We start from the raw sequence: 22724 nt of genomic DNA, 5'->3' as shown, positions 1-22724 counted from the left end.
CAACCGGCACGCGAGGCCCCAGCGCGACAATTTGCAACGAGGTGACAACGCGTGAGCGAGCGGACGCGAGCCGGCCACCGGGGCGTGGCAGGCGGCGACCGGACGCCCGGCGGTCACCCTGCGTCGGCTGCGGATAGCTCACTCACGGCGAGAGTCGGCCGAGTGGCCGGGTGCGGCGACGGGCTCGGCCGATGAACGGCCGCTACACCGACCGGTGGCCAGACCCGAACGAGCCGTCCTGGGTTGTCGAACCGACCACCGAGTGGCACCCCCAATTCCCCGGCCAGCGCTACCCCGGCGACATCGGCAGGCCCCAACAGCCGCCACCGCGCGGCCGGGCGACGGTGACCGGCCGAGCCGAGGTGCCGCCGCTCGCGCCCACCCGCCCGGACGGCACCTACCTCGGCCGGTCCTGGGCCGACGAACCGCCGGCCGAGGCAGCACCCCACACCCGTTCCTGGGTGGACGACGAGCCGGGCGAGACACCGGCCTACGGCCGACCCCGCTCCGACGAGCGCACAGCCGACGCATCCGCCTACGGTCGACCCGACAGCGCCGACTCCCGCCACTACGACCACGAGCCGTACCGCCGGCCACTACCCGAGCCGCCCCGCCGCGACGACCGCCGCTCCCCCGAGTCGGACCGGCGTACCGCCTGGTCCGACCGACGACCCGCCGAGGAGCGAGGACCGGCGCGGGAGGCCGCCTGGCACCGGGACCAGCCCACCTCCGAGCGGTACGACAGCCGCCGACCGCGACAGGAGCCCACCGAGTGGGACCGGGGTTACCCGGGCACGCCGCCGGTCTCCCCCGCGCCCAGGTCCGATTCCGGCTGGTTGCCAGAGCCTTCCGGCTGGGTGCCAGAGCCGGACGACGTGCCGCGTCGACGCGGCACACAGGAGCGACCCGCCGCTGGTTACGAGCGGCACCCCGGCGACGGTTACGGCGTACGACCCACCCGGGACCACGACGGCCGGACCGCCGACGACGTCCGCCACTCGGAACGGCGCTACGGCGCGGACGAGGTGACCGGCGCAGCACAGTCCCCCAACGGCGGACGACGGCACCGGCCCGAGCCGGACATGCCCGAACAACCCCGCCGCGACGACGACAGGCGTCGGCCCGACACCGACCCGCACCGGCAGCAGCCCCGCGAGACCGCGGCTCGCGCCGAGGCGTACCCGGACCGGCGTCCCCGTGAGGAGGCCCGTCCGGACGCGTACCGCGAGGACGGACGTCGCGACAACGCGTACGGCGAGGACCGGCCTCGCGACAACGGGTACCGCGAGGACCGGCCTCGCGACAACGGGTACCGCGAGGACCGGCCTCGCGACAACGGGTACCGCGAGCCTCGGCCGCAGCCCGGCCACCGGCCGGACGGCAGCCTGCCCTGGCCACCACCGGGTCCGCTGCGCCCAGACCGCAGCCACGAGCCGGACCACCGCTCCGAGCCGCACCGCAACGCGGACCCGCACCGCACGCCCGACCCGCACCGCACGCCGGACCCGCACCGCAGCGGCGAGCCGGGCGTCCCGCCACGGCCGAGCGCCCGGCCCGAGCGACCGGCGGTCACCCCGTCCCGGTACGACGAGCAACCGGTGCGCCCAGCCGCGACGGCGCCGCCAGCACCGCCGACGTCGGGCCGCGCCGTGCCGGTCCCGCCGATCTCCCCAGAGCGACCGGTGTCGCCGGCACCCGTCTCCCCCGCTGCGCCCGGCCCAGACCGACCGGTGTCGGCCGCCCCGGTCTCCCCCGCCTCCGACGTGCCCATCTCGGGTCCACCTGCCGCACGCCTTCGGCTGGAGTACCTGCCCGCGCCAGTAGACCCGCCGATCGCCGACGAGCGGTCGGATGTCCCGTCGCCTGGTCGCAGGACACCGACCGAACCGGCACCGACTGCCGGGGCGCACCCCGCCCCACCGCCGCGCTACCCCGGCCCGGACAACGGGGGCCGCCCAGCCGACCATCGACCGGCCACGCCGCAGCGCCCGCACTCGCCGGAGCGGGTGACCCCGACGGCGGACGCACGTCCGCCGGTCGCGCCGCCGCCCACGTGGCAGGTCCCGGACCCCCTGGCGGCCCGGCCCACCCCGACCCCTGCGGCCCCAATCCCTGCGGCCCCGACCCCTGCGGCCCCGACCCCTGCGGCCCCAATCCCTGCGGCCCCGACCCCTGCGGCCCAGGAGCCCTCGGTGGAGGACGCCGAGGTGGTCCTCCCGCTCGCCCCTGGGACACCGCGCCGCTACGTGCCGCCGCCACCCTCGGAAGGGCCGGTCGCCCCCGTTCGAACGCCGGAGGAGGTCCCGGACACCCGTGGGCCGGACGCCTGGTTCAGCCCCGCTCAGCCGGCCGATTCCGACCTGGGCGAGCCTGCGCCGGACCGACAGTCGGCCGAGACTGCCGACGACGAGTCGACGGCCGGCGGCCCCGACCTCTCCACTCCACCATCCACAGCGGACGCGGAGCCGTCGACACCGAACGCCGACGTCCATAGCGACCTGGCCGACGAGCCCGTAGGCAGGTCGTCGCCGGCCGACACCCCCGAGCCGCTCTCCGCGCTGCCCGCACGCCCGACCTCCGGCGCTCCCCGCGCATGGGCGGACGACCTGGTCGAGCATGCACAGGCGACCGTCGGGCCAGGCCTGGTGGAGGACAACCGACCTGTCTCCGGCGTACCTGCCACCGCGCTGCCGTACCACCAGACCGAAGTCGCCACCGCCGTCGACCACCAACCGATCGTCGCTCGTCCCGGCGGGGACACCACTTCGGCTGAGCACGACCCAACGGACGACGCCGCGTCGCACGAGCAACCGGCTGACGCGAAGGACGATCCGAGCACCGTAGGACCGACGGACGGCTGGCGAGCCGACGACTGGTCGGGCGAACTCGCGCTGCCGGCCCCACTCGAAACGTCGGACGACGACGCGAGCCCTCCCGTCGCGGCAGCGCCCGTCTCGGCCCCGCCGGTGTCTGTCGACCCTGGACCGTCGGTCCCGGCACCGACCGTAGCGCCCATCTCCGCGCCGCCAGCACCCGTCTCCGCACCGCCAGCACCCGCCGCAGCACCCGTCTCCGCGCCTCCCGTCTCCGCACCGCCAGCACCCGTCTCCGCGCCTCCCGGACCGGCACAGCCCGCCTCCGTGACACCCGTGCCCTCAGCACCCGTGTCCGCGCCTCCCTTGTCGACCCAACCGCCGACCGCAGCACCCGTGTCCGCGCCGCCGACCACCCCGGTACCCGAATCCGCAGCACCGGTGTCCGCGCCTCCCGCGTCACCAGAGCCGGCCTCCCCCGCGCCCATGCCGGCAGCACCCATCTCCGCACCACCCGCGTCCACGCCACCGACCGCCGCAGCGCCCGTCTCCGCACCGCCGGCCTCCCCCACGCCCATGCCGGCGGCCCCCATCTCCGCACCACCCGCGTCGGCGGTGCCGACGGCCGCGCCACCCGCATCACCCGTCCCCGGCCCGAGGACCGGCTCGCGTGGGGAGAACGTGCCCGTCTCCGCACCACCCGGCGACGCTCCGCCGCCGGTGACCCGCCCGTCACTGGCCGACCCGGGCGACCCGGAGCAGGTCCTCGCGGCGTACCGCTGGCGGTTGGACCCGGTCACCCTGCGGGAGGAACTGACCGAGCCGGACGACCTGCGGGCCATCCGGCGGCGGCTGACCGAGAAACTGGGCTCGGCAATCGACAACCGGGCCCGGGCCCGGCTACTCAGCCTGCGGGCGGTGACCTCGCGGATCCTCGGCGAACTCGACGACGCGCTGGCCGATGGTCGACTCGCCCTCACCTACGCCGAGGCCACCGGCGAGCTGCGCCGGACCGCGCTGGCCCAGGCCCGGCTGGCCCACGTCCTGCGCTGGCGCGGCAACTTCGCCGAGGCCGACCAACTCTTCGCGCAGGCCAACTCGGTCGAACTGCCCGACCGGTTACGGGCCGCACTCCACGAGCACGCCGGGCGGTCGTGTTACGACCAGGGTCGACTCATGGAGGCCTGCCAGCACTTCGAGCAGGCGCTGGACCTGCGCGGCGCCGCCGACGCCGAACTGTTGGACCGGGTCCGGGTGGCCCTCGACGCGGTCACCGTCCGGGCCACGGCGGACGGCTTCGGGCCGTACCGCCGAGGTCGCGACGAGGTGCTCGACCGTGACCGGCCCCCGCTGCCGGAGCGGGACGGGCCGCTGTGGGGTTACACCGGCCCGGACGGCGACCTGGTCATCCCCGCCCGCTACGCCGAGGCGCAGCCTTTCCACGACGGGTTGGCCTGGGTCCGCCGGCCGGACACGGACCGGTGGTCGCTGATCAATCTGCTCGGTACGACGGTGATCCCGCCGTCCTTCCGGGCGGCGCACCCCTTCAGCGACGGTCTGGCCTGGGTGGTCGGCGAGGGCGGTTGGACGGCGATCGACGCGACCGGCGCGGTGCAGGTCGCGCCCAACTTCGCCGAGGTACGACCGTTCCGCCGCGGGTTGGCCGCCGTTCGGCGCGAGGGGTGGGGGGCGGTCGACCGGACCGGCCGGATCGTCGTGCCCACCCGCTACCACGCGTTCGTCACCGAGTTGGCCGACGGCCAGCAGATCGACGGTTTCACCGATGAAGGGCTCGCCGTGGTCGACGTGGCCGGCCGGCGCGGTGTGGTGGACCGCACGGGTGCGGTACTGGTTCCGCCGACGCACGCGATGCTGGTCATCCACCCGGTGGCGTTCCTGGCCGCCAGTGGTAGCGGGCGGTGGGGTGCACTGGACCGACGCGGCGAGCCCCTGATCGACCCGGTGCACCGTGATCGCGCCGAAGTTCTGGCCGAGATCGACCGACTACTCACCGACGCTAATCCGGTGCTCTGAGCTATCGGTCGACGATGGTGATCCACTAGAGCTAGGGTCGGTACATGGAATTCCGACACCTGGGCCGCTCCGGCCTGATGGTCAGCGAGATCTCGTACGGCAACTGGATCACCCACGGTTCGCAGGTGGAGGAGGACGCCGCGTTCGCCTGCGTCCGGGCCGCCCTTGACGCGGGGATCACCACCTTCGACACCGCCGACGTGTACGCCGGCACCCGGGCCGAGGACGTGCTCGGCCGGGCGTTGCAGAACGAGCGCCGCGAAGGCCTGGAGATCTTCACCAAGGTCTACTGGCCGACCGGGCCGGGCCGTAACGACCGTGGCCTGTCCCGCAAGCACATCATGGAGTCGATCAACGGCTCGCTGCGCCGGCTGCGCACCGACTACGTGGACCTCTACCAGGCCCACCGCTACGACACCCACACCCCGCTGGAAGAGACGATGGAGGCATTCGCCGACGTCGTCCGCTCCGGCAAGGCGCACTACATCGGCGTCTCCGAGTGGACCGCCGAGCAGCTGCGTGCCGCCCACCCGCTCGCCCGGGAACTGCACATCCCGCTGGTCTCCAACCAGCCGCAGTATTCGATGCTGTGGCGGGTCATCGAGGCTGAGGTCGTGCCGGCCAGCGAGGAGCTGGGCATCGGGCAGATCGTCTGGTCGCCGATGGCGCAGGGCGTGCTCTCCGGCAAGTACCTGCCGGGGCAGGCGCCGCCGGCCGGTTCCCGCGCCACCGACGAGAAGTCGGGCGCGAACTTCATCTCCCGCTGGATGGGCGACGACGTACTCACCCGAGTTCAGCAGCTCAAGCCTCTCGCTGAGCAGGCCGGGCTGAGCATGGCCCAGCTCGCCGTGGCGTGGGTCCTGCAGAACCCGAACGTCTCGTCGGCGATCATCGGCGCGTCCCGCCCCGAGCAGGTGCACGACAACGTGAAGGCGGCCGGGGTCAAGCTCGACGCCGCGCTGCTCAAGGCGATCGACGAGATCGTCGAGCCGGTCACCGAGCGGGACCCGGCGAAGACCGAGTCCCCCGCGCAGCGTCCCTGACGCCAGTCCGGTCCGGCCGGCGCGAACCTCTCGCGCCGTCCGGACCGGGTCCGGTCAGCTCAGCTCTGCCCGTCGCCGGGCCCGGTCAGCTCTGCCAGAAGCGGATCAGGTCGAGGCCGGTGGCGTAGAGCCACGAGGGCAGACCGAGCAGGTCACCCACCGCGAAGACCACGTCGAAGAACCAGCCGCCGATGCGCGGGTTCCACAGCAGCGCGAAGAGCAGCAGGAAACCGTACGGGGCGAACAGGTCGTACATCTTGCGCCACTGCGGGTTGAGCCACGGCTGGATCATGTTGCCGCCGTCGAGGCCGGGCACCGGAAGCAGGTTCAACACGCTCGCGGTGAGCTGCAGGAAGGCCAGCAGCGCCACCCCTGCCCAGAACTCCACCGGGCCACCCGACTCAATGCCGATCCGCAGTGCCGCCACCAGCACCAGCGTGAACAACACGTTGGTCGCCGGGCCGGCGAGGCTGACCAGGGTGTGCCGCAGTCGGCCCGGGATGGCGTGCCGGTCCACCCAGACCGCGCCGCCAGGCAGACCGATGCCGCCGAGTAGCACCACCACCACCGGCAGCACGATCGACAGCAGCGGGTGGGTGTATTTCAACGGGTTGAGCGTCAGGTAACCGCGGTGGGCGATGTCCCGGTCACCGGCCCGGTAGGCGACCACCGCGTGGGCGTACTCGTGCAGGCAGAGCGAGACCAGCCAGCCGGACACCACGAAGAGGAACACGTCGAACCGGACGTTGCCGTAACCGTTCCAGGCCAGCACCCCGCTGACCACGAAGAGGGCGACCAGGCCGAGGAAGACCGGGCTGGGCCGAAACGCCGCCTTCGGTACGCCGAGGACCAGCCCGTCGCCGCCCGGCCGGTCGTAGGCCATCACTCGGCGGTGGGAAGCAGGCTCATCCGGTACTCCACCCGGTCGTCCTCCACGAGCGCGACCGAGGTGACGCCGGACGCCGCGAGCTCCCGCCAGGTCTGACCGATCCAGGATTCGGCGTCGGCCTGGCTGCCGAACGACTCCGCCGGCCCCTCGACCGTCTGACCGTCCGTGCCCTCGTACCGCCAGCTCCACGCCATGCCGCGTCTCCCCTCGCCGCTGAAGTCCCCGTGGGACGAACCCTCGCCAGCGTAGTCGGCCCGGCGCGCAACGGCCGCTCGCTCGCCCCGGCGAGATCCACGGGTGGATCATTTCCGGGCGTCGACCGGTACGGTGTCTCGGTGCTGACTCGGGGAGTGCTGCTCGGTGACCGGTACCGGCTGAGCGAGCGGGTGGCGACAGGCGGGATGGGCGCGGTCTGGCGCGGCACGGACGTGCTGCTGGAACGCGAGGTCGCCGTGAAGGTGCTGCTGCCGTCGCTGGTCGCCGACCAGGAATTCACCGCCCGGTTCCGGGCCGAAGCGCGGATGCTGGCCGCGCTGCGGCATCCCGGCGTGGTCGCGGTGCACGACGTCGGGCAGGCCGCGCTCGCCGACGGCGGCCAGGTCGACTACCTGGTGATGGAGTACGTCGAGGGTGAGCCGTTGTCCGCACGGGTGCGCGCGGCGGGGCGGCTGGACCCGGCGACCACGATGTCGGTGCTGGCGCAGGCCGCGGACGCGTTGCACACCGCCCACCTCGCCGGCATCGTGCACCGGGACGTGAAGCCGGGCAACCTGCTGGTCAAGGCGGACGGCAGGGTGGTGCTCGTCGACTTCGGCATCGCCCGGTCCCGCAGCATGGCCGGGCTCACCGCCGCGAACATGGTGCTCGGCACCGCCTCGTACATGTCCCCCGAGCAGGCCACCGGCCAGCCGGTCTCGGCCGCCACCGACGTCTACGCGCTCGGCGCGGTGGCGTACTTCTGCCTCGCCGGGCAGCCGCCCTTCCACGGCGACAACCCGCTGGCGGTGGCGCTCCGGCACGCGCAGGAGGAGCCGGCGGCACTGCCGCAGGGCACCCCACCGGCGGTCGCCGCCGTGGTCACCCGCGCGCTTGAGAAGAGCCCGGCGGACCGGTTCGGCAGCGCCGCTGAAATGGCCACTGCCGCCGCCGATGCCCGCGACTCGACCCTGGCGAGCATCCCGGTCTCCGCCCGCCCTCCGTGGGCGCTGGCCGCACCCACCCCCGGAACGCCATCGGCTCTTCCGGCCACCCCGGTCGCTACGCCGCCCATCCCCGCTCCCGCGCCGCCGGCCGCACCGACGCCCGCGCCCGCGGCGACGCCGACCGGGCAGCCTGCGCCGATCGGGGCCGCGCCGGTCGGGGCCGCGCCGGTCGGGGCCGCGCCGGTCGGGGCCGCGCCGGTCGGGGCCGCTGCCGTGCGCACGCCGGCGGGCTTCGCGGCCGCGCCGGTGACCGGGTCGGGGTCGACCCGGGAGGACGTGTACCGGGAGGTGTCGTCCGGCCGGCGCCGGCAACTGCTGATCGGGGCCGGCGCGGTCACTCTCGTGGCGCTGATCGCGGTGGCCGTGGTGGCTCTGCGGCCCGGCCAGGAGTCGGGTGGGACGGACCGCCCGCCCGCGCTGGCCGGCGGATCGGCGGCGGCCCCGGACGACGTCGCGCAGGACAGCGGAGGTGCGAGCACCTCGGGACCTCCGGCCAGCGGCACCCCGGACGCCAGCCGCACCGCGTCCGCCGCACCGACCGGTTCCGGCGGCCCGACCGACGCACCGACCGGCGCTCCGGAGCCGCGCGCCACGACGCCGGGCAGCACACCGACCGGAAAGGCCAGCAGCCGACCGACGCCCACCGGCAGCGCGGCCAGCCGGCCCAACCCGTTCACGGCGGCGCAGGCGTGCGGCAGCGGCTACCAGGTGATCGACTCGGCGACGCTGACCGGCGGCGACGGCCACCGCAGGGGCCGGGTCTTCCTGATGTACCACGCGGGCACCGGCACCAACTGCGTGGTCACCCTCAAGGACACTGCGGTCGGCACGAAAACGGCGGCTTCGGCGTACCTGGAGGTGCAGGGGCGGGCCCGCAGCACCGACAGCGGGTCCTTCGACTACTACGCCGGGCCGGTGCGGGCCAGCGCCCCCGGAACATGCGTGAAGTGGGGCGGCGCCACCGGCGGAGTCAGTTACGGCAGCGGGTTCGAACACTGCGACTGAACAACGGCGAGCGCCGGGCCGGCAGGCACCACGAGCACCGGCGGCCTTCGTCCGCTTTCTCGGGTGGGTGCCGTGACCACGCTCAACCAGATGACGGCAGCGATCATGACCAGCACGGCATGCGTTGATCAATTGATGAAAAGTAGGTTCGAGCTGCCCCTGACACCTACTTTTCATCAATTGATCAAGGCGAGAGGGTGCCCAGGGCTCTGTCATCCGGCCTCGGTCGATTGGCCTCACTCAGAGGTCGAGATCACGAGCCGGAGAGGCGCCGGAACGACGTGCCGCAATCGGTACCCGCTGGGGGTATCGGCTCCCGAAAGTGGGCCTTTGGCCTGCAACGGACGCCGGACGGGCTTTCGATCTTCGGGAGGGCTGGGGCGACGTGCCCAGACACGAAGCCAGCGAACTAAGGTACGGGCATGTCCGTAGACGGGTGGAACACGGTCCTGGTGCTCGGCGGGACCCGGTCCGGCAAGTCCGAGTTCGCCGAGTCGCTGGTCACCGACGCGCCGGTGGTCCGCTACCTCGCCACCGCGCCCGAGGGCGACCCGGAGGACACCGAGTGGGCGACCCGGCTGGCCGCGCACCGCGCCCGCAGGCCGGGCAGCTGGACCACCGAGGAGACCGCCGCTGAGCCACGCCGGCTGGCCGACGTGCTCGCGTCCGCCGAGCCCAACGAGACGCTGCTCGTGGACGACCTGGGCGGCTGGGTGACGGTGCTGCTCGACCCGGATCACCAGCCCGCCGACGACGTGGCGACGATCGCGGAGCTGGCCGAGGCGGTCCGCACCTGCTCGGCGCGGGTGGTGCTGGTGAGCCCCGAGGTGGGGCTGTCGCTGGTGCCGACGACCCCGCTGGGCCGGGCGTTCACCGACGCGTTGGGCGCGGCCAACCGCGCGGTCGCCGACGCATGCGACGCGGTGGCGCTGGTGGTCGCCGGCCAGCCGGTCTGGCTGAAGCCGGCCGCCACCACGATCCCGTCGGCGGCTCCCGCCACCACGACCGCACCCGCGGCTCCCGCAACCACGACCGCACCGGCGGCTCCCGCAACCGCGACCGCACCGGTCGTGGCGAGCCTGGACGACGCCGAGCCCACCCCCGAGGTGCAGCTGCCCGAGGTGCTGACCCACACCCCGCCGGTCGCGCCGAACCAGGAGCCCGGCAACCCCTGGGCAGCGCCGACCATGGCGCTGCCGATGGTGGCCACCGGGTTGGTCATCCAGCAGGGCATGGAGCTGCCGATGCCCGACGAGTACGCGGGCCCGCAGGCGGTGGACCGACTGGCCACGCTGGACGTACCGGGTGCCGGGCTGGGTGTGCTGGACCGGGTGGTCGGTTTCGCCGCCGCCACCCAGGGCACCTCGACCCCGCAAGCCTGGGGTCCGGTGCGGGTGTTGCTGCTGCACGGCGACCACGCTGGCGGGTCGTCGGCCGGCACCGTCGCCGGTGAGTCGGCACGCCGGGCCGCGCAGGCCCGCGCCGGCCGGGGCGCGTTGGCGCGACTGGCCGCCGAGAGCGGCGCGAGCCTGCAGGTGGTGGACACTCCGACCGCCGCGCCCATAGAGGACCAGCCGGCGCTCTCGCTTGAGCAGGTGGAGTCCGCGTTGCGCTACGGCTGGCGTCTGGCCGAGCAGGCCGCCGACGCCGGCGTACAGCTGCTGGTGCTGGGGGCGTGCGGAGCCGGCACCGAGGCGGCGGCCGCGGCGGTGCTCGCGGCGACCGCGGGCGCGGAGCCGCCCGCCGTGCTGGGCCGGGTGATCACCGACTCTGGCGAGATCGACGATGCGGCGTGGATGCTCCGCTGCGCGGCGGTACGTGACGCCCTGCACCGCACCCGCCGTTCGCCGCGCGGCGCCAAGGACATCCTGGCCGAGCTGGGCGGCGGCGACGTGGCGGTGGCCACCGGTGTGCTGCTCGGTGCCACCGCCCGCCGGGTGCCGGTGCTGCTCGACGGGCCGGTCGGCTTGGCCGCCGGCATGGTCAGCCGCGACCTGGCCGGGCAGGCACGGCACTGGTGCCTGCTCGCCGACCACGGTGGGCATCCGGCGGTGCGGCTCGCCGCCGACGTGCTCGGTCTCACCCCGCTGCTCGACCTGCGGCTGGATCTCGGCGAAGGTGCGAACGCGCTGGCCGCGCTCCCGCTGCTGCGCTCGGTGCTGGCACTGGCCGCCGCGCTGCCGGTCCACCCGTCGCTCGGCGGTGACGAGGAGCCAAACCCGGCCCCCGACGAGCCGGAGCCGGCCTACGCCGAGCCCGACTTCACCGCGCCGGAGTTCGCCGAGCCCGACTTCACCGAGCCGGAGCCGGCCGGTCCGGGCCCGGCCAGCACCGGGGCGGACGAGCAGCCGGCGTCGGGCTGGCGTGCCGGCTGAGTCACGGTTCCTCGCGGGAACCCGGCTGGCGGTCACCACCTTCACCACGCTGCCGGTGCGAGCCGGCCGAATCGACCGCCCGGTCGCCGGCACCGCGATGGCACTCGCCCCGGCGATCGGCGCGCTGCTCGGCGCCCTGCTGGCCGGCGTGCTGCTGCTGACCGGCACGTTCGCTCCCCCGCTGGTGGCCGCGGGTGTGACGGTTGGCACCGCCGCGCTGCTCACCCGCGGGCTGCACCTGGACGGGCTGGCCGACACCGTGGACGCGCTCGGCTCGTACCGGCGGGGCGCAGCCGCGCTGGAGATCATGAAGAAGCCGGACGTGGGCCCGTTCGGGGTGGTCGCCCTGGTGGTCGTACTCCTGGTGCAGGCGGCGGCGCTCGCCGACCTGGCGGGACGGTCCTGGCCCGCGTGTCTCCCGGCGGTGGTCGTGGCGACCGCCGCCGGGCGGTTCGGCGTCACGGTGGCCTGCCGGCGGGGAGTGCCGGCGGCCCGGCCGGACGGGCTCGGCGCGCTCGTGGCCGGCACGGTCGGCCCGGTGGCACTGGCCGTCGGCGCGGTCGCCGTCGCGCTGCTGGCGGTGCCCGCGGTGCCGGACCGCCCGTGGCAGGGGCCGCTGGCCGTCGCCGCCGCGCTCGCCGTCGCGGCAGGCCTGCTGACCCACGTGGTACGACGGCTCGGCGGGATAACCGGGGACGTCCTCGGCGCGACCGTCGAGGTGGTCACCACGCTTGTCTACCTGGGTCTGGTGCTGTCCGGCTGAACCGGGCGCGGCGGGCCGGGTAGCGTTCGGCTCGACAGCACCGGCGCCGGCCACCGTGGGGGACCCCAAAAATGCTCATCACGGACGACTTCCTGCCCGTACCGGTGCCGGAGTCGCTCAGCGCGACCTACCTGGTGCCGATGGCGGGGCTGCCGAAGGTCAGTGCGAAGACCGCGGTGGCGGCGCTGACCGGCCGGCTGGCCGAGCCGGTGCACGGGCTGGCCCGGCAGATGCTGGACAGCCCGCTGATGAGCGTCGACACCCGGCCGATCGCCGACTTCCCCGAGCTGCCGCCGGATCTGCTCACCGCGTTCGGCGCCACCGAGGAACAGCTGGCCCGACTGGCCGCAGCGACCCACCTGGTGGTCGTACAGGCCGAATACCGGCCGGGTTGGCCGCCCGCGCACGAGTGGGCGGCCCGGGCAGTCGCGGCCGCCGTGGCGGAATCCGTCGACGGCGATGTGGTGGACGTCTTCGGCCTGCAGTTCCTCGACCCGGCGACCGCGCTGCGCTCGCTCCCCGACGAGCAGGGCCGAATCCGACTTGTCGACTGGGTGTTGGTGCCGTATTCCTCGGACACCGAAGGGTTGTGGTTCACCACCAAGGGGCTGCGCCGCTTCGGGCTGCTCGAGTTGCAGACCCAGGGTGTGCCCGACCACCTCACCCGCGCCTGGGGTGCGGTGATGACCGGGGCGGCCCGCCGGCTGCTGCGGGACTGGACCGACGGGCTCACCGGCGAGGAGGTGCCGGCGTTCGTGCAGCTGCCGGTGCTGGCCACGGTCACCGGGCACGACATCGCGGTGGCGTACGGCAACCCGGAACAGCACGGTGCCACCGCCCCGGTGCTGCTGCGCCTGGAACTGGACCCGGCCACCGACCCGGAGGCCGACTCGTTCCTCAGCCTGCGCCCACCGGCCGGACACCCGGGGCCGGACGGGCGCTACTACGCCGCGGCCTGCGCGACCCTGTTCTCCGGGATCCAACCAGACGTGCGCTACGCGCGCTCGGGTGACGCGATGAGCCGGGCGGTCGCCACCGCGCGGGCTGCGCTGGGTGACGCGCGCACCCGGTTCGTGGCAGGCCATCTCCCCGCCGAGTCGCAGCTCGTGGTCAAGTACGGCCTGCCCGGCGACGACGGCCCGGAGTACGTCTGGGCGGGCGTCACCTCGTGGGAGACCGCGGAGCGGATCGTCGGCGTGAGCGCCAGCGACGCCGCCACCGACCCGGCGGTGCGCATCGGCGCCCCCGTGGTGGTGGACGCAACCGAAGTAGTCGACTGGGCAGTCCTGGACGCGACAGGCGTCATAGAGGGCGGCTGGACCCAAGCAGTCCTAGACTCCGGCGAACCCCCAACCCCCTAAACCCTGTCCCCACCCCTACCCCCGGCTCCCCGCCGCCGGCCCCCCGCCGGCCCCCCGCGTTGATCATGAGGTTATTGCCACCGCCGTCGGCGTGTCGTGGCTATAACCTCATGATCAACAGGGTTTTGGGGGCGGCGGGCCAGGGTGGGGACAGGGGGCGGGGGGTTACTTCACTGAGGGGGTTACGAAGGGGGGTTTTGTTACGGTTAGGGGGGCTCGGCGGCCTCGGATGTCGATCTCGACCTCGTCGCCTTCGCGGAGGTTGGCGTCGGTGTCCAGGAGGGCCAGCGCTATGCCCTGTTTGCGGGTTGGGGAGAAGGTGCCGCTGGTCACCTCGCCGACCTGCTTGTCGCCGAGGTGCAGGGTCATCCCGGGCCGCGGAATGGCCCGGTCGACGGCCACCAGGCCGCGCAGCGTACGCCGGGGGCCTGCGGCCCTCTCGGCGAGCAACACGTCGCGGCCCCAGAAGGCCGGCTTGTCCCAACCGACCGCCCAGCCGGAGCGAGCCTGCACCGGGGTGATGTCCTCCGAGAGGTCCTGCCCGTGTAGCGGGTAACCCATCTCGGTACGCAGCGTGTCCCGGGCGGCCAGCCCACAGGCCCGCAGCTCGAACGTCTTCCCGGCGGCGGCGAGCGCGTCCCAGACGGTCACCGCGTGCTCCGCCGGCACCACCAGTTCGTAGCCCAGCTCGCCGGTGTAGCCGGTACGGCAGACGGTCAGCTCCACCCCGTTCAGGCTCGCTGCGGAGAAGCTCATGTAGCCGTGCTCGGTGGGCAGGTCGAGGGCGGCCAACAACTCGGCCGAGCGGGGGCCCTGCACGGCCAGCACGGCGTACGCCTCGTGCTCGTCGGTGACGGTGACCTGCGCGGGCGCGGCGGCGCGCAACCGGCGCACCACCTCGGCGGTGTTCGCCGCGTTCGGGATGAGGAAGACGTGGTCGTCGGCGTACAGGTAGGCGATGATGTCGTCCACCACACCGCCGGTGGCGTCGTCGCAGCAGAGGGTGTATTGCGCCCGGCCCGGAGCGATCCGGCCCAGGTCGTTGCTGAGGCAGGCGTTGACGAAGTCGGCCGCGCCGGGCCCACTCACCCGGGCCTTGCCCAGGTGCGACACGTCGAAGACCCCGACCGCGGTACGCACTGCGGTGTGCTCCTTGAGCACCCCGCCGCCGGCGTACTCCAGCGGCATCTCCCAGCCCCCGAAGGGGGCGAACTTGGCGCCGGCGGCGATGTGCCGCTCGTGCAGCGGGGAACGGCGCAGCCGGGTCGCGGCGGCGTCGTAGGTCACGTCGGTCATGGGTGGCAACTTACCGGGGGCAACGTCGCTGGTTAGCATCGGCGGGAGCCCGCTGGCACTGTCGGCGGGACAGCCATGACGTCCGGCGGGTACGGTCCGCCGGAGACCTTCACCGCTGGTACGCGATGCCGCGACCGGCCCGGCCCGCCCGGAGTAGCTTCAGTGACATCACCCCGCACCACCAACCTGAGCCTGGTCGACACCGACCCGGCCGAGCTCGCCGTCGACGCGATCGTGATCGGCGTGCACAGCCAGCCCGGAGAGCAGGGCGCCACCAGCGGCCTCGCTGGCACCCTGCTGCTCGCCAGCGGCGCGGAGAGCATCGCCGCCGCCTTCGACGGCAAGCTGACCGAGACGCTGGCGCTGCTCGGCGCGACCGGTGGGCCGGGTGAGGTCATCAAGCTGGCCACGCTGGGCACCGTGACCGCCCCGCTGGTGGCCGCGGTCGGGCTCGGCCCGGAGCCGTCGGGTGCCGCACCGGCCCCGGAGACGCTGCGCCGGGCCACCGGTTCGGCGATCCGGGCCCTGGCGGGCGCACCGAAGGTCGCGCTGGCTCTGCCGCTGCCGGACGACGCGGACGCGTCGGCTGAGCTGCGTGGGGTCGCCGAGGGTGCGCTGCTCGGTGGGTACCGGTTCGCCGGCTACAAGACCCGCCCCCAGCCGACCCGGCGGGAGCCGGTGGCCGAGGTACTCATCGCGGTGCCGGACGCCGGAGACGCGGGCGCCCTGGCGGAGGTCACCCGGGCGCAGGTGGTGGCGGACGCGGTCCGGCTCACCCGGGACTGGGTGAACACCGCGCCGAACGAGCTGCGTCCGCCGTCGTTCGCCGACGCGGTCGCCGACGCTGCCCGCGAGGCCGGCCTCGGTGTCGAGGTGCTGGACGAGGCGGAGCTGGCCGCCGGCGGGTATGGCGGCATCGTCGCGGTCGGGCAGGGCTCGGAGGCCCCGCCGCGGCTGGTGAAGCTCACCTACACGCCGCAGGATGGCGGCAACGGCAAGCGGGTCGCGCTGGTCGGCAAGGGGATCACCTTCGACACCGGCGGCATCTCGATCAAGCCCGCGCAGGGCATGTGGGAGATGAAGTCCGACATGGGTGGCGCCGCCGCGGTGGGCGCGGCCATGCTGGCGATCGCCGCGTTGAAGCCGGCGGTGGCGGTCAGCGCCTACCTGCCGATGGCGGAGAACATGCCGTCGGGCAGCAGCTACCGGCCGGGTGACGTGATCACCATGTTCAACGGCAAGCGGGTCGAGGTGCTCAACACCGACGCCGAGGGTCGGATGGTCCTGGGCGACGCCATCGCCCGCGCCTGTGCGGACGGCACCGACTACCTGTTCGAGACCTCCACCCTGACCGGCGGCCAGGTGATCGCGTTGGGCAAGCGGGTGGCCGGCGTGATGGGCACTCCGGAGCTGTGCGAGCGGGTCCAGGTGGTCGGCGACGCGGTCGGCGAGCCCGCGTGGCCGATGCCGCTGCCCGAGGACGTACGCAAGGGCATGGAGTCCGATGTGGCGGACATCTCGCAGGTCAACGCCGGGATGGACCGGGCCGGTCACATGCTGCAGGGCGGGGTGTTCCTGCGCGAGTTCGTGACCGACGACGTGGCCTGGGCGCACATCGACATCGCCGGGCCGAGCTACCACTCCGGCGAGCCGACCGGGTACTGGACCAAGGGCGGCACCGGCGTCCCGGTCCGCACGCTGGTGCAGCTCGTCGAGGACGTCGCGGCCAACGGCTGACGGAAGTAATCGGAGGGGCCCCCGTTGTGGGGGCCCCTCCGCACATCTCAGTACCGCTCGGGTCGACGTTTGCGGCGCTCGTTGAAGTCGCGCATCCGCTGCGGGTAGCCCATCAGTCGGACGTCGTACACCGGGACGCCCATCCGGTACGCGAAGCGTCGGGCGCCGTCCGGGCCGTCGATGCGCCGGCGGGTCCACTCTCCGTCGTCGGCGATCAGGATGACCGTGGTCTGCGTCACCGTCGTCTGCGGCTCGATGTACGCCTCGACGCCGCGCCGGCTGCGAATGAAGTTCTCCAGATGGTCCAGGTCGCCCCGATCGGCGACACGGTCATGGCTCGGCCTAGCCGCCTGTTTGCGGCGCCGGAACAACCCCACCGGACATCTCCCCCACGTTGCGTCATCGACAACGGTGCCAAGGGTACGTGTCGATGACGTGTCGTTGGGCACCTCAGTACGCACCCTGTGCCCAGTGGTGACAAGATGACCGAGGTGGGGTGTGTCTGTGTTACACCTCCGGGACCCCCGATGCAGTGACGCGACCTGGGAGTTGAGCGTGAGCGAGCCGAACGACGCAACCTTCGACATCGTCATCCTCGGAGGTGGCAGCGGCGGCTACGCGACCGCGCTGCGCGCCGTCCAGCTCGGCCTGAAGGTCGCGCTGGTCGAGAAGGGCAAACTCGGCGGCACCTGCCTGCACAACGGCTGCATCCCGACGAAGGCTCTGCTGCACGCGGCCGAGATCGCCGACCAGGCCCGCGAGTCGGAGCAGTTCGGTGTGAAGGCCGAGCTGATCGGCATCGACATGGCCGGGGTCAACTCGTACAAGGACGGCGTGATCGCCCGCCTCTACAAGGGCCTGCAGGGCATGCTGAAGGGCAACAAGGCGATCACCATCGTCGAGGGCCACGGCAAGCTGGTCGGCAAGAACGTGGTCGAGGTCGACGGCAAGCGCTACACCGGCCGCAACATCGTCCTGGCCTCCGGCTCGTACGCGAAGAGCCTGCCCGGCCTGGAGGTCGACGGCGAGCGGATCATCACCAGCGACCACGCGCTCACGATGGACCGGGTGCCGTCGTCGGTGATCGTGCTGGGTGGCGGCGTCATCGGCGTCGAGTTCGCCAGTGTGTGGAAGTCCTTCGGTGTGGACGTGACGATCGTCGAGGCGCTGCCCCGGCTGGTCGCCGCCGAGGACGAGGAGTCGTCGAAGGCGCTGGAGCGGGCGTTCCGCAAGCGGAAGATCAACTTCAAGGTCGGCAAGCCGTTCGAGAAGGTCGAGAAGACCGAGAGCGGCGTCAAGCTGACCATTCAGGGCGGCGAGGCCATCGAGGCCGAGTTGCTGCTGGTCGCCGTGGGTCGCGGCCCGAACACCGCCAACCTCGGGTACGAGGAGCAGGGCGTCAAGATGGACCGCGGCTACGTGCTGACCGACGAGCGGCTGCGCACCAGCGTGCCGAACGTCTACGCGGTCGGCGACATCGTGCCTGGTCTCCAGCTCGCGCACCGGGGCTTCCAGCAGGGCATCTTCGTTGCCGAGGAGATCGCCGGGCAGACCCCGGCCGTGATCGACGAGGTCGGCATCCCGCGGGTCACCTACTGCGACCCGGAGCTGGCGTCGGTGGGTCTGACCGAGGCGAAGGCCAAGGAGCAGTACGGCGCCGACAAGGTCGAGTCGTACAACTACCCGCTCGGTGGCAACGGCAAGAGCCAGATCCTCAAGACCACCGGCTTCGTGAAGCTGGTTCGAGTAAACGACGGCCCGGTGGTCGGCGTGCACATGGTCGGCGCCCGGGTGGGTGAGCTGATCGGTGAGGCGCAGCTCATCTACAACTGGGAGGCCTACCCGGCCGAGGTCGCCCAGCTCGTGCACGCCCACCCGACCCAGAACGAGGCATTGGGCGAGGCGCACCTGGCCCTCGCCGGCAAGCCGCTGCACGCGCACGCCTGATCATTTAAACCGCGGCGTCCGGCGACGGGCGAAGATCCCACCAGGGGAATGAAGGAGTCTCAGAAAATGCCGGTATCGGTCACCATGCCCCGGCTCGGCGAGAGCGTCACCGAGGGCACCGTCACTCGCTGGCTCAAGCAGGAGGGCGACACGGTCGAGGTCGACGAGCCGCTGCTCGAAGTCTCGACCGACAAGGTCGACACCGAGATCCCGTCGCCCGCGGCGGGCGTGCTGAGCCGGATCGTGGTCGGCGAGGACGAGACTGCCGAGGTCGGCAGCGAGCTGGCCGTCATCGCCGGTGAGGGCGAGTCGACCGGTGGCGGCGAGGCCGCCCCGCAGCAGCAGGCTCCGGCCGCGGTCGAGCCGGTCACCGAGCCGACGGCCGCCGCCGAGGGCACCGCCGACGAGGTGGCGCAGGACGAGGCACCGGCTCCGGCCGCCGCGCCGTCGGGCGAGGGCACCGCGGTGAAGATGCCGGCTCTGGGTGAGAGCGTCACCGAGGGTACGGTCACCCGCTGGCTCAAGCAGGTCGGCGAGACCATCGAGGTCGACGAGCCGCTGCTTGAGGTCTCCACCGACAAGGTGGACACGGAGATCCCGTCGCCGGTCGCCGGCACCGTCCTGGAGATCAAGGTTCCTGAGGACGAGACCGCCGCGGTCGGCGCCGACCTGGCCATCATCGGCGTTGCCGGTGCGGCCCCCGCGCCGTCGAAGCCCGAGCCGAAGGCAGAGGCCGCGCCAGCGCCGAAGGCCGAGCCGAAGCCGGCGCCGAAGGTCGAGGAGCCGACGGCGGGCGTGTCGTACAACGAGCCGGCCGCGGAGACCGAGAGCTCGGCGCAGCCGGCGAAGACCGAGCAGGCTTCGCAGCCGGCCGCGCCGACCTCGACGCCGTCGCGCCCGTCCGCCCCCGCGCAGGGTGGTGGCGAAGAAGCAGCCGGCTACGTCACTCCGCTGGTGCGCAAGCTCGCCGGCGAGCACGGTGTCGACCTGTCCTCGCTCAACGGCACCGGCGTTGGTGGCCGGATCCGCAAGCAGGATGTCCTCGACGCGGCCGAGAAGGCGAAGGCTGCCAAGGCCGCACCCGCGCCGGCCGCCGCGCCGTCGGCGGCACCGGCCAAGCCGGCCGCCAAGCCGCAGCCGAGCGGCAAGCGGGGCACCACCGAGAAGCTCCCCCGCATCCGTAAGGCCATCGCCAAGCGGATGCAGGAGTCGCTGCACGAGATGGCGCAGCTCACCACGGTCGTCGAGGTGGACGTCACCCGGGTCGCCAAGCTGCGGGCCCAGGCGAAGGACTCGTTCGTGCAGCGGCACGGCGTGAAGCTGTCCTTCCTGCCGTTCTTCGCCCTCGCCGCCGTCGAGGCGCTGCAGACGTACCCGATCGTCAACGCTCAGTTGGACCTGGACGGCGGCACGATCACCTACCCGGCCGCCGAGCACCTCGGCGTCGCGGTGGACACCGAGCGGGGCCTGGTGGTTCCGGTCATCCACAACGCCGGTGACCTCAACCTCGGTGGCATCGCCAAGCGGGTCGCCGACCTGGCCGAGCGGACCCGGACCAACAAGATCAGCCCGGACGAGATCGCCGGGGCGACCTTCACGCTGACCAACACGGGCAGCCGGGGCGCGCTCTTCGACACCCCGATCGTGCCGTCGCCGCAGTCGGCGATGCTCGGCACGGGTGCCGTGGTCAAGCGGCCGGTCGTGGTCAACGACCCGGATCTGGGCGAGGTCGTCGCGGTCCGGTCGATGGTCTACCTGGCGATGTCCTACGACCACCGGCTGATCGACGGCGCCGACGCGGCCCGTTTCCTGTCCGCGATCAAGGAGCGGCTGGAGGCCGGCAACTTCGAGGCGGAGCTGGGCCTGTCCTGATCCAGCACCAACGCCGTAAGGGCGCCCCGGTCGTCGACCGGGGCGCCCTTACGTTTGTGATGTCAGCCCTCCGTCTGCGATCTCAGCCCTTCAGCAAATCGGTCGAGACCTTCCAGAGCCGCTCGGCGGCCTCCGGGTCCAGCGCGTAGTCCGCGACGCCGGTCCGCCCGCCGGGCTGGGCGGGGGCTGCCTGCTGACAGTCCTCGAAGTAGCGCCCACCCACACCGTCGAGCAGCGGCGACGCGGCTACCAGCACCGAGGTGGCGGCACCCTGCTCGACGGTCTTCCAGGCTGGCGCGTTGCCCGCGCGGAGCCGGTTGAGCTCCTCCTCGGTGACGTAGCGCTGCAGGTTGGTCTGGATCGCCCCGGGCATCAGCGAGTTGGCCGTGATGTCGTCGTCGGCCCAGCGGCGGCTCGCCTCCACGGCGAAGAGCACGTTCGCTGTCTTCGACTGCCCGTACGCCTGCCACGGTTCGTACTCCCGGCGCTCGTACTGGATGTCGTCGAAGACCACAGGTGAGCGCAGGTGGGCGGCGGAGCTGACCGAGACGATCCGGGCCCCGCCGCTGGCGGCGAGCGCCGGTCGCAGCCCGGTGGCGAGCGCGAAGTGCCCCAGGTGATTGGTGGCGAACTGCATCTCCCAGCCCTGCGGGGTTCGCATCTCCGGGGAGGCCATGATGCCGGCGTTGTTGACCAGGATGTGCAGTGGGCCGTCCCAGTTGGCCACGAAGTCGGCGACCGAATCCTGGTCGGCGAGGTCAAGCGGGGCGACCATGACCCGGTCGTTGCCGGTGGTGCCGGTGATGTCGTTGGCGGCCTTCTGGCCGGCGTCGGGGTTACGGACGGCCAGGGTGACCTCCGCACCGGCGCTGGCCAGGGCACGGGCGGTCTCCACGCCGATGCCGGACGACCCGCCGGTGACGATCGCCCGTCGCCCGACGAGGTCCACGCCCTTGATCACGTCCATGGCCGTGGAGTTATGGGCGAACGAAGTGGTGATCGGCTTGCTCGTCGTCATGATCCATCCTTGTCCAGGGTGGGTCGGACCGACCGGCCCGCTGCCGGAGGCCGTTGGCGGCCACAATTCGGCCTCCGCGCCGATAGGCGGCGCTCCGGACCGATATGAAGGCCGGTCCAGGTGTTTCCCGCCCCGGGCCGGAGGTAACACGCGACACCGCCGCCATCGCCGTTCAGGCCTCCGACCAGGCCGGACGCTGCCAGAGTGGGACCGTGGGCGGCTAGCGGCGGGGTGGGCGGCTGGGCCCTGCCGTCCCCGATCGCCCCCGGTGCCCGGGTCGACAAACACCTGCCGGCGCTCGGCGCGCTCACCCTCGCGACCGTAGACCGACGAGCCAACCACGCCGTGACCCTCCGGTATAGACTCCGCCGCAGCGTCGCGGTGCACCCGGCACGAAGGCCGCCGTGGGCATGGAGGCGCGGGGACAGCATGGGACAAACGTGCACCCAACCGATTCACCGGCCGGCCGGCTCGCTGCCGTCGGCAACCAGATGATCGAGATCCACCTCTGGCTCAGCACGGAACTGGCCCGACTCAGGGCAAGCCTCGACACCGTGGGCGCCACCCGCCCATCCCGGGACCTGCGAGCGCACTGCCTGACCTTCTGCACCGCGCTCGGCCGACACCACACAGGTGAGGACGCGGGGGCGTTCCGGCTGTTGGCCGAGCAGGTCCCCGAGCTGCGCCCGGTCATCGCGAACCTGATCACCGATCACGAGGTGGTGGCGGGGATCCTGGAGCGGGTCGAGGCGCTGCTGGCCGACGACACGGCGGTGCCGCTCGCCCAGGTGCGCGCCGAGCTGGACGGGTTGGCCGCACTGCTGGAGTCGCACTTCCGCTACGAGGAGAAACGGCTCGTCACCGCACTGAACTCACTCACCGGTCGACCCGGCACCGCCGAGGAACTCCTCGGCCTGACCGCACCGCCGACTGACGGCCTGCCCGTCTAGGCGACAGAACGGGTGGCTGCCCCGGCCTGCTCCACCTCCGGCATCGGGCCGGGCAGCCGCTCGTAGAAGCGGATCTTCTCCCGCAGGTGGTCGTACTGGCGCTGGAGCAGACGCATCTGCTCCTCGACCTGCGTCGCGTGCCGTTGCAGCAGCTCGCGCCGCTCGTCGGCGGTGTGCTCGCCCTCGCGGGCCAGTTGCGCGTAGCGGCGCATCTGCGCGATCGGCATTCCGGTGTCGCGCAGGCAGCGGAACAGCACCAGTTAGCCGAGGTCGTCATCGGTGAAGACCCGCTGCCCGCCCGCTGTCCGCTCCACGTCGGCGAGCAGGCCGATCTTCTCGTAGTAGCGCAGGGTGTCGAGGCTGAAGCCGCTGCGGCGGGCGGCCTCCGATGGGGCGTAACCGCTCATGGCCCGAGATGT

Annotated in this window: 15 protein-coding genes and 1 pseudogene; 10 read left to right on the top strand and 6 right to left on the bottom strand. The window is 72.9% G+C overall.

Going from position 1 to position 22724, the window contains the following annotated elements; all coding sequences use genetic code 11:
* Positions 1–191 precede the first annotated feature (191 nt).
* Together ACLQ28_RS28265 and ACLQ28_RS28260 are read left to right on the top strand one after the other, a co-directional pair.
* Complete coding sequence (locus ACLQ28_RS28265; RefSeq protein ID WP_425689297.1) at positions 192–4847, top strand: WG repeat-containing protein; 4656 nt, start codon at positions 192–194, stop codon at positions 4845–4847.
* A gap of 44 nt (positions 4848–4891) precedes the next feature.
* Positions 4892–5890 (top strand): aldo/keto reductase family protein, encoded by a 999-nt coding sequence (locus ACLQ28_RS28260; RefSeq protein ID WP_425689296.1) that lies wholly within the window; start codon positions 4892–4894, stop codon positions 5888–5890.
* A gap of 85 nt (positions 5891–5975) precedes the next feature.
* Here ACLQ28_RS28260 and ACLQ28_RS28255 read toward each other — a convergent pair whose 3' ends face one another.
* Positions 5976–6773 carry a site-2 protease family protein gene (locus ACLQ28_RS28255; RefSeq protein ID WP_425689295.1) on the bottom strand — a complete coding sequence of 266 codons (798 nt, stop codon included), beginning with the start codon at positions 6771–6773 and terminating at the stop codon, positions 5976–5978.
* Positions 6773–6973: a hypothetical protein gene (locus ACLQ28_RS28250; RefSeq protein ID WP_030337978.1), complete on the bottom strand. Its 201-nt coding sequence runs from the start codon at positions 6971–6973 to the stop codon at positions 6773–6775. Before ACLQ28_RS28250 ends, ACLQ28_RS28255 begins: the two co-directional genes overlap by 1 nt.
* A 141-nt stretch (positions 6974–7114) precedes the next feature.
* On the opposite strand from ACLQ28_RS28250, the gene ACLQ28_RS28245 reads away from it, so the two are divergent.
* From ACLQ28_RS28245 to ACLQ28_RS28230, 4 genes are all read left to right on the top strand, one after another.
* The gene (locus ACLQ28_RS28245) at positions 7115–8986 is read left to right on the top strand and encodes a protein kinase domain-containing protein (RefSeq protein WP_425689294.1); all 1872 of its coding nucleotides are present in this window, start codon (positions 7115–7117) and stop codon (positions 8984–8986) included.
* A gap of 422 nt (positions 8987–9408) precedes the next feature.
* On the top strand, positions 9409–11361 hold the full coding sequence (locus ACLQ28_RS28240; RefSeq protein WP_425689293.1) for a bifunctional adenosylcobinamide kinase/adenosylcobinamide-phosphate guanylyltransferase: 1953 nt from the start codon (positions 9409–9411) through the stop codon (positions 11359–11361).
* Complete coding sequence (locus ACLQ28_RS28235; RefSeq protein WP_425689292.1) at positions 11351–12124, top strand: adenosylcobinamide-GDP ribazoletransferase; 774 nt, start codon at positions 11351–11353, stop codon at positions 12122–12124. Before ACLQ28_RS28240 ends, ACLQ28_RS28235 begins: the two co-directional genes overlap by 11 nt.
* 71 nt (positions 12125–12195) lie before the next feature.
* Entirely contained in the window at positions 12196–13485 is a 1290-nt protein-coding gene (locus tag ACLQ28_RS28230; RefSeq protein ID WP_425689291.1) for a DUF2314 domain-containing protein, read from the top strand.
* A gap of 165 nt (positions 13486–13650) precedes the next feature.
* Here ACLQ28_RS28230 and gcvT read toward each other — a convergent pair whose 3' ends face one another.
* The gene (gcvT, locus tag ACLQ28_RS28225) at positions 13651–14781 is read right to left on the bottom strand and encodes a glycine cleavage system aminomethyltransferase GcvT (protein ID WP_425689290.1); all 1131 of its coding nucleotides are present in this window, start codon (positions 14779–14781) and stop codon (positions 13651–13653) included.
* A 162-nt stretch (positions 14782–14943) separates the two neighbouring features.
* On the opposite strand from gcvT, the gene ACLQ28_RS28220 reads away from it, so the two are divergent.
* Positions 14944–16518, top strand: a complete 1575-nt coding sequence (locus ACLQ28_RS28220) for a leucyl aminopeptidase (protein WP_425689289.1) — start codon at positions 14944–14946, stop codon at positions 16516–16518.
* Positions 16519–16565: 47 nt separating this feature from the next.
* Here ACLQ28_RS28220 and ACLQ28_RS28215 read toward each other — a convergent pair whose 3' ends face one another.
* Positions 16566–16895, bottom strand: coding sequence for a hypothetical protein (locus tag ACLQ28_RS28215; RefSeq protein WP_425689288.1), 330 nt, complete (start codon positions 16893–16895; stop codon positions 16566–16568).
* 178 nt (positions 16896–17073) lie between these two features.
* On the opposite strand from ACLQ28_RS28215, the gene lpdA reads away from it, so the two are divergent.
* Positions 17074–18465 carry a dihydrolipoyl dehydrogenase gene (gene lpdA / locus ACLQ28_RS28210; RefSeq protein WP_425689287.1) on the top strand — a complete coding sequence of 464 codons (1392 nt, stop codon included), beginning with the start codon at positions 17074–17076 and terminating at the stop codon, positions 18463–18465.
* 66 nt (positions 18466–18531) lie between these two features.
* Complete coding sequence (sucB, locus tag ACLQ28_RS28205; protein WP_425689286.1) at positions 18532–20337, top strand: 2-oxoglutarate dehydrogenase, E2 component, dihydrolipoamide succinyltransferase; 1806 nt, start codon at positions 18532–18534, stop codon at positions 20335–20337.
* An 82-nt stretch (positions 20338–20419) separates the two neighbouring features.
* Here the strand turns inward: sucB and ACLQ28_RS28200 are convergent, their stop codons facing one another.
* Positions 20420–21355, bottom strand: coding sequence for an SDR family NAD(P)-dependent oxidoreductase (locus tag ACLQ28_RS28200; RefSeq protein WP_425689285.1), 936 nt, complete (start codon positions 21353–21355; stop codon positions 20420–20422).
* A 440-nt stretch (positions 21356–21795) separates the two neighbouring features.
* Between ACLQ28_RS28200 and ACLQ28_RS28195 the strand changes: the two genes are divergently transcribed.
* Complete coding sequence (locus ACLQ28_RS28195; protein ID WP_425689284.1) at positions 21796–22305, top strand: hemerythrin domain-containing protein; 510 nt, start codon at positions 21796–21798, stop codon at positions 22303–22305.
* Here the strand turns inward: ACLQ28_RS28195 and ACLQ28_RS28190 are convergent.
* Positions 22302–22712 (bottom strand): annotated as a pseudogene (locus tag ACLQ28_RS28190) (MerR family transcriptional regulator). The gene ACLQ28_RS28195 and the pseudogene ACLQ28_RS28190 sit on opposite strands and share 4 nt — an antisense overlap.
* Between the last annotated feature and the right edge of the window lie 12 nt (positions 22713–22724).

Source organism: Micromonospora sp. DT201 (assembly GCF_049841575.1).
Classification (GTDB): Bacteria; Actinomycetota; Actinomycetes; order Mycobacteriales; family Micromonosporaceae; genus Micromonospora.
The sequence above is the reverse complement of the archived record's forward strand: the minus strand, read 5'-3'. Positions and strand labels throughout refer to the sequence as shown.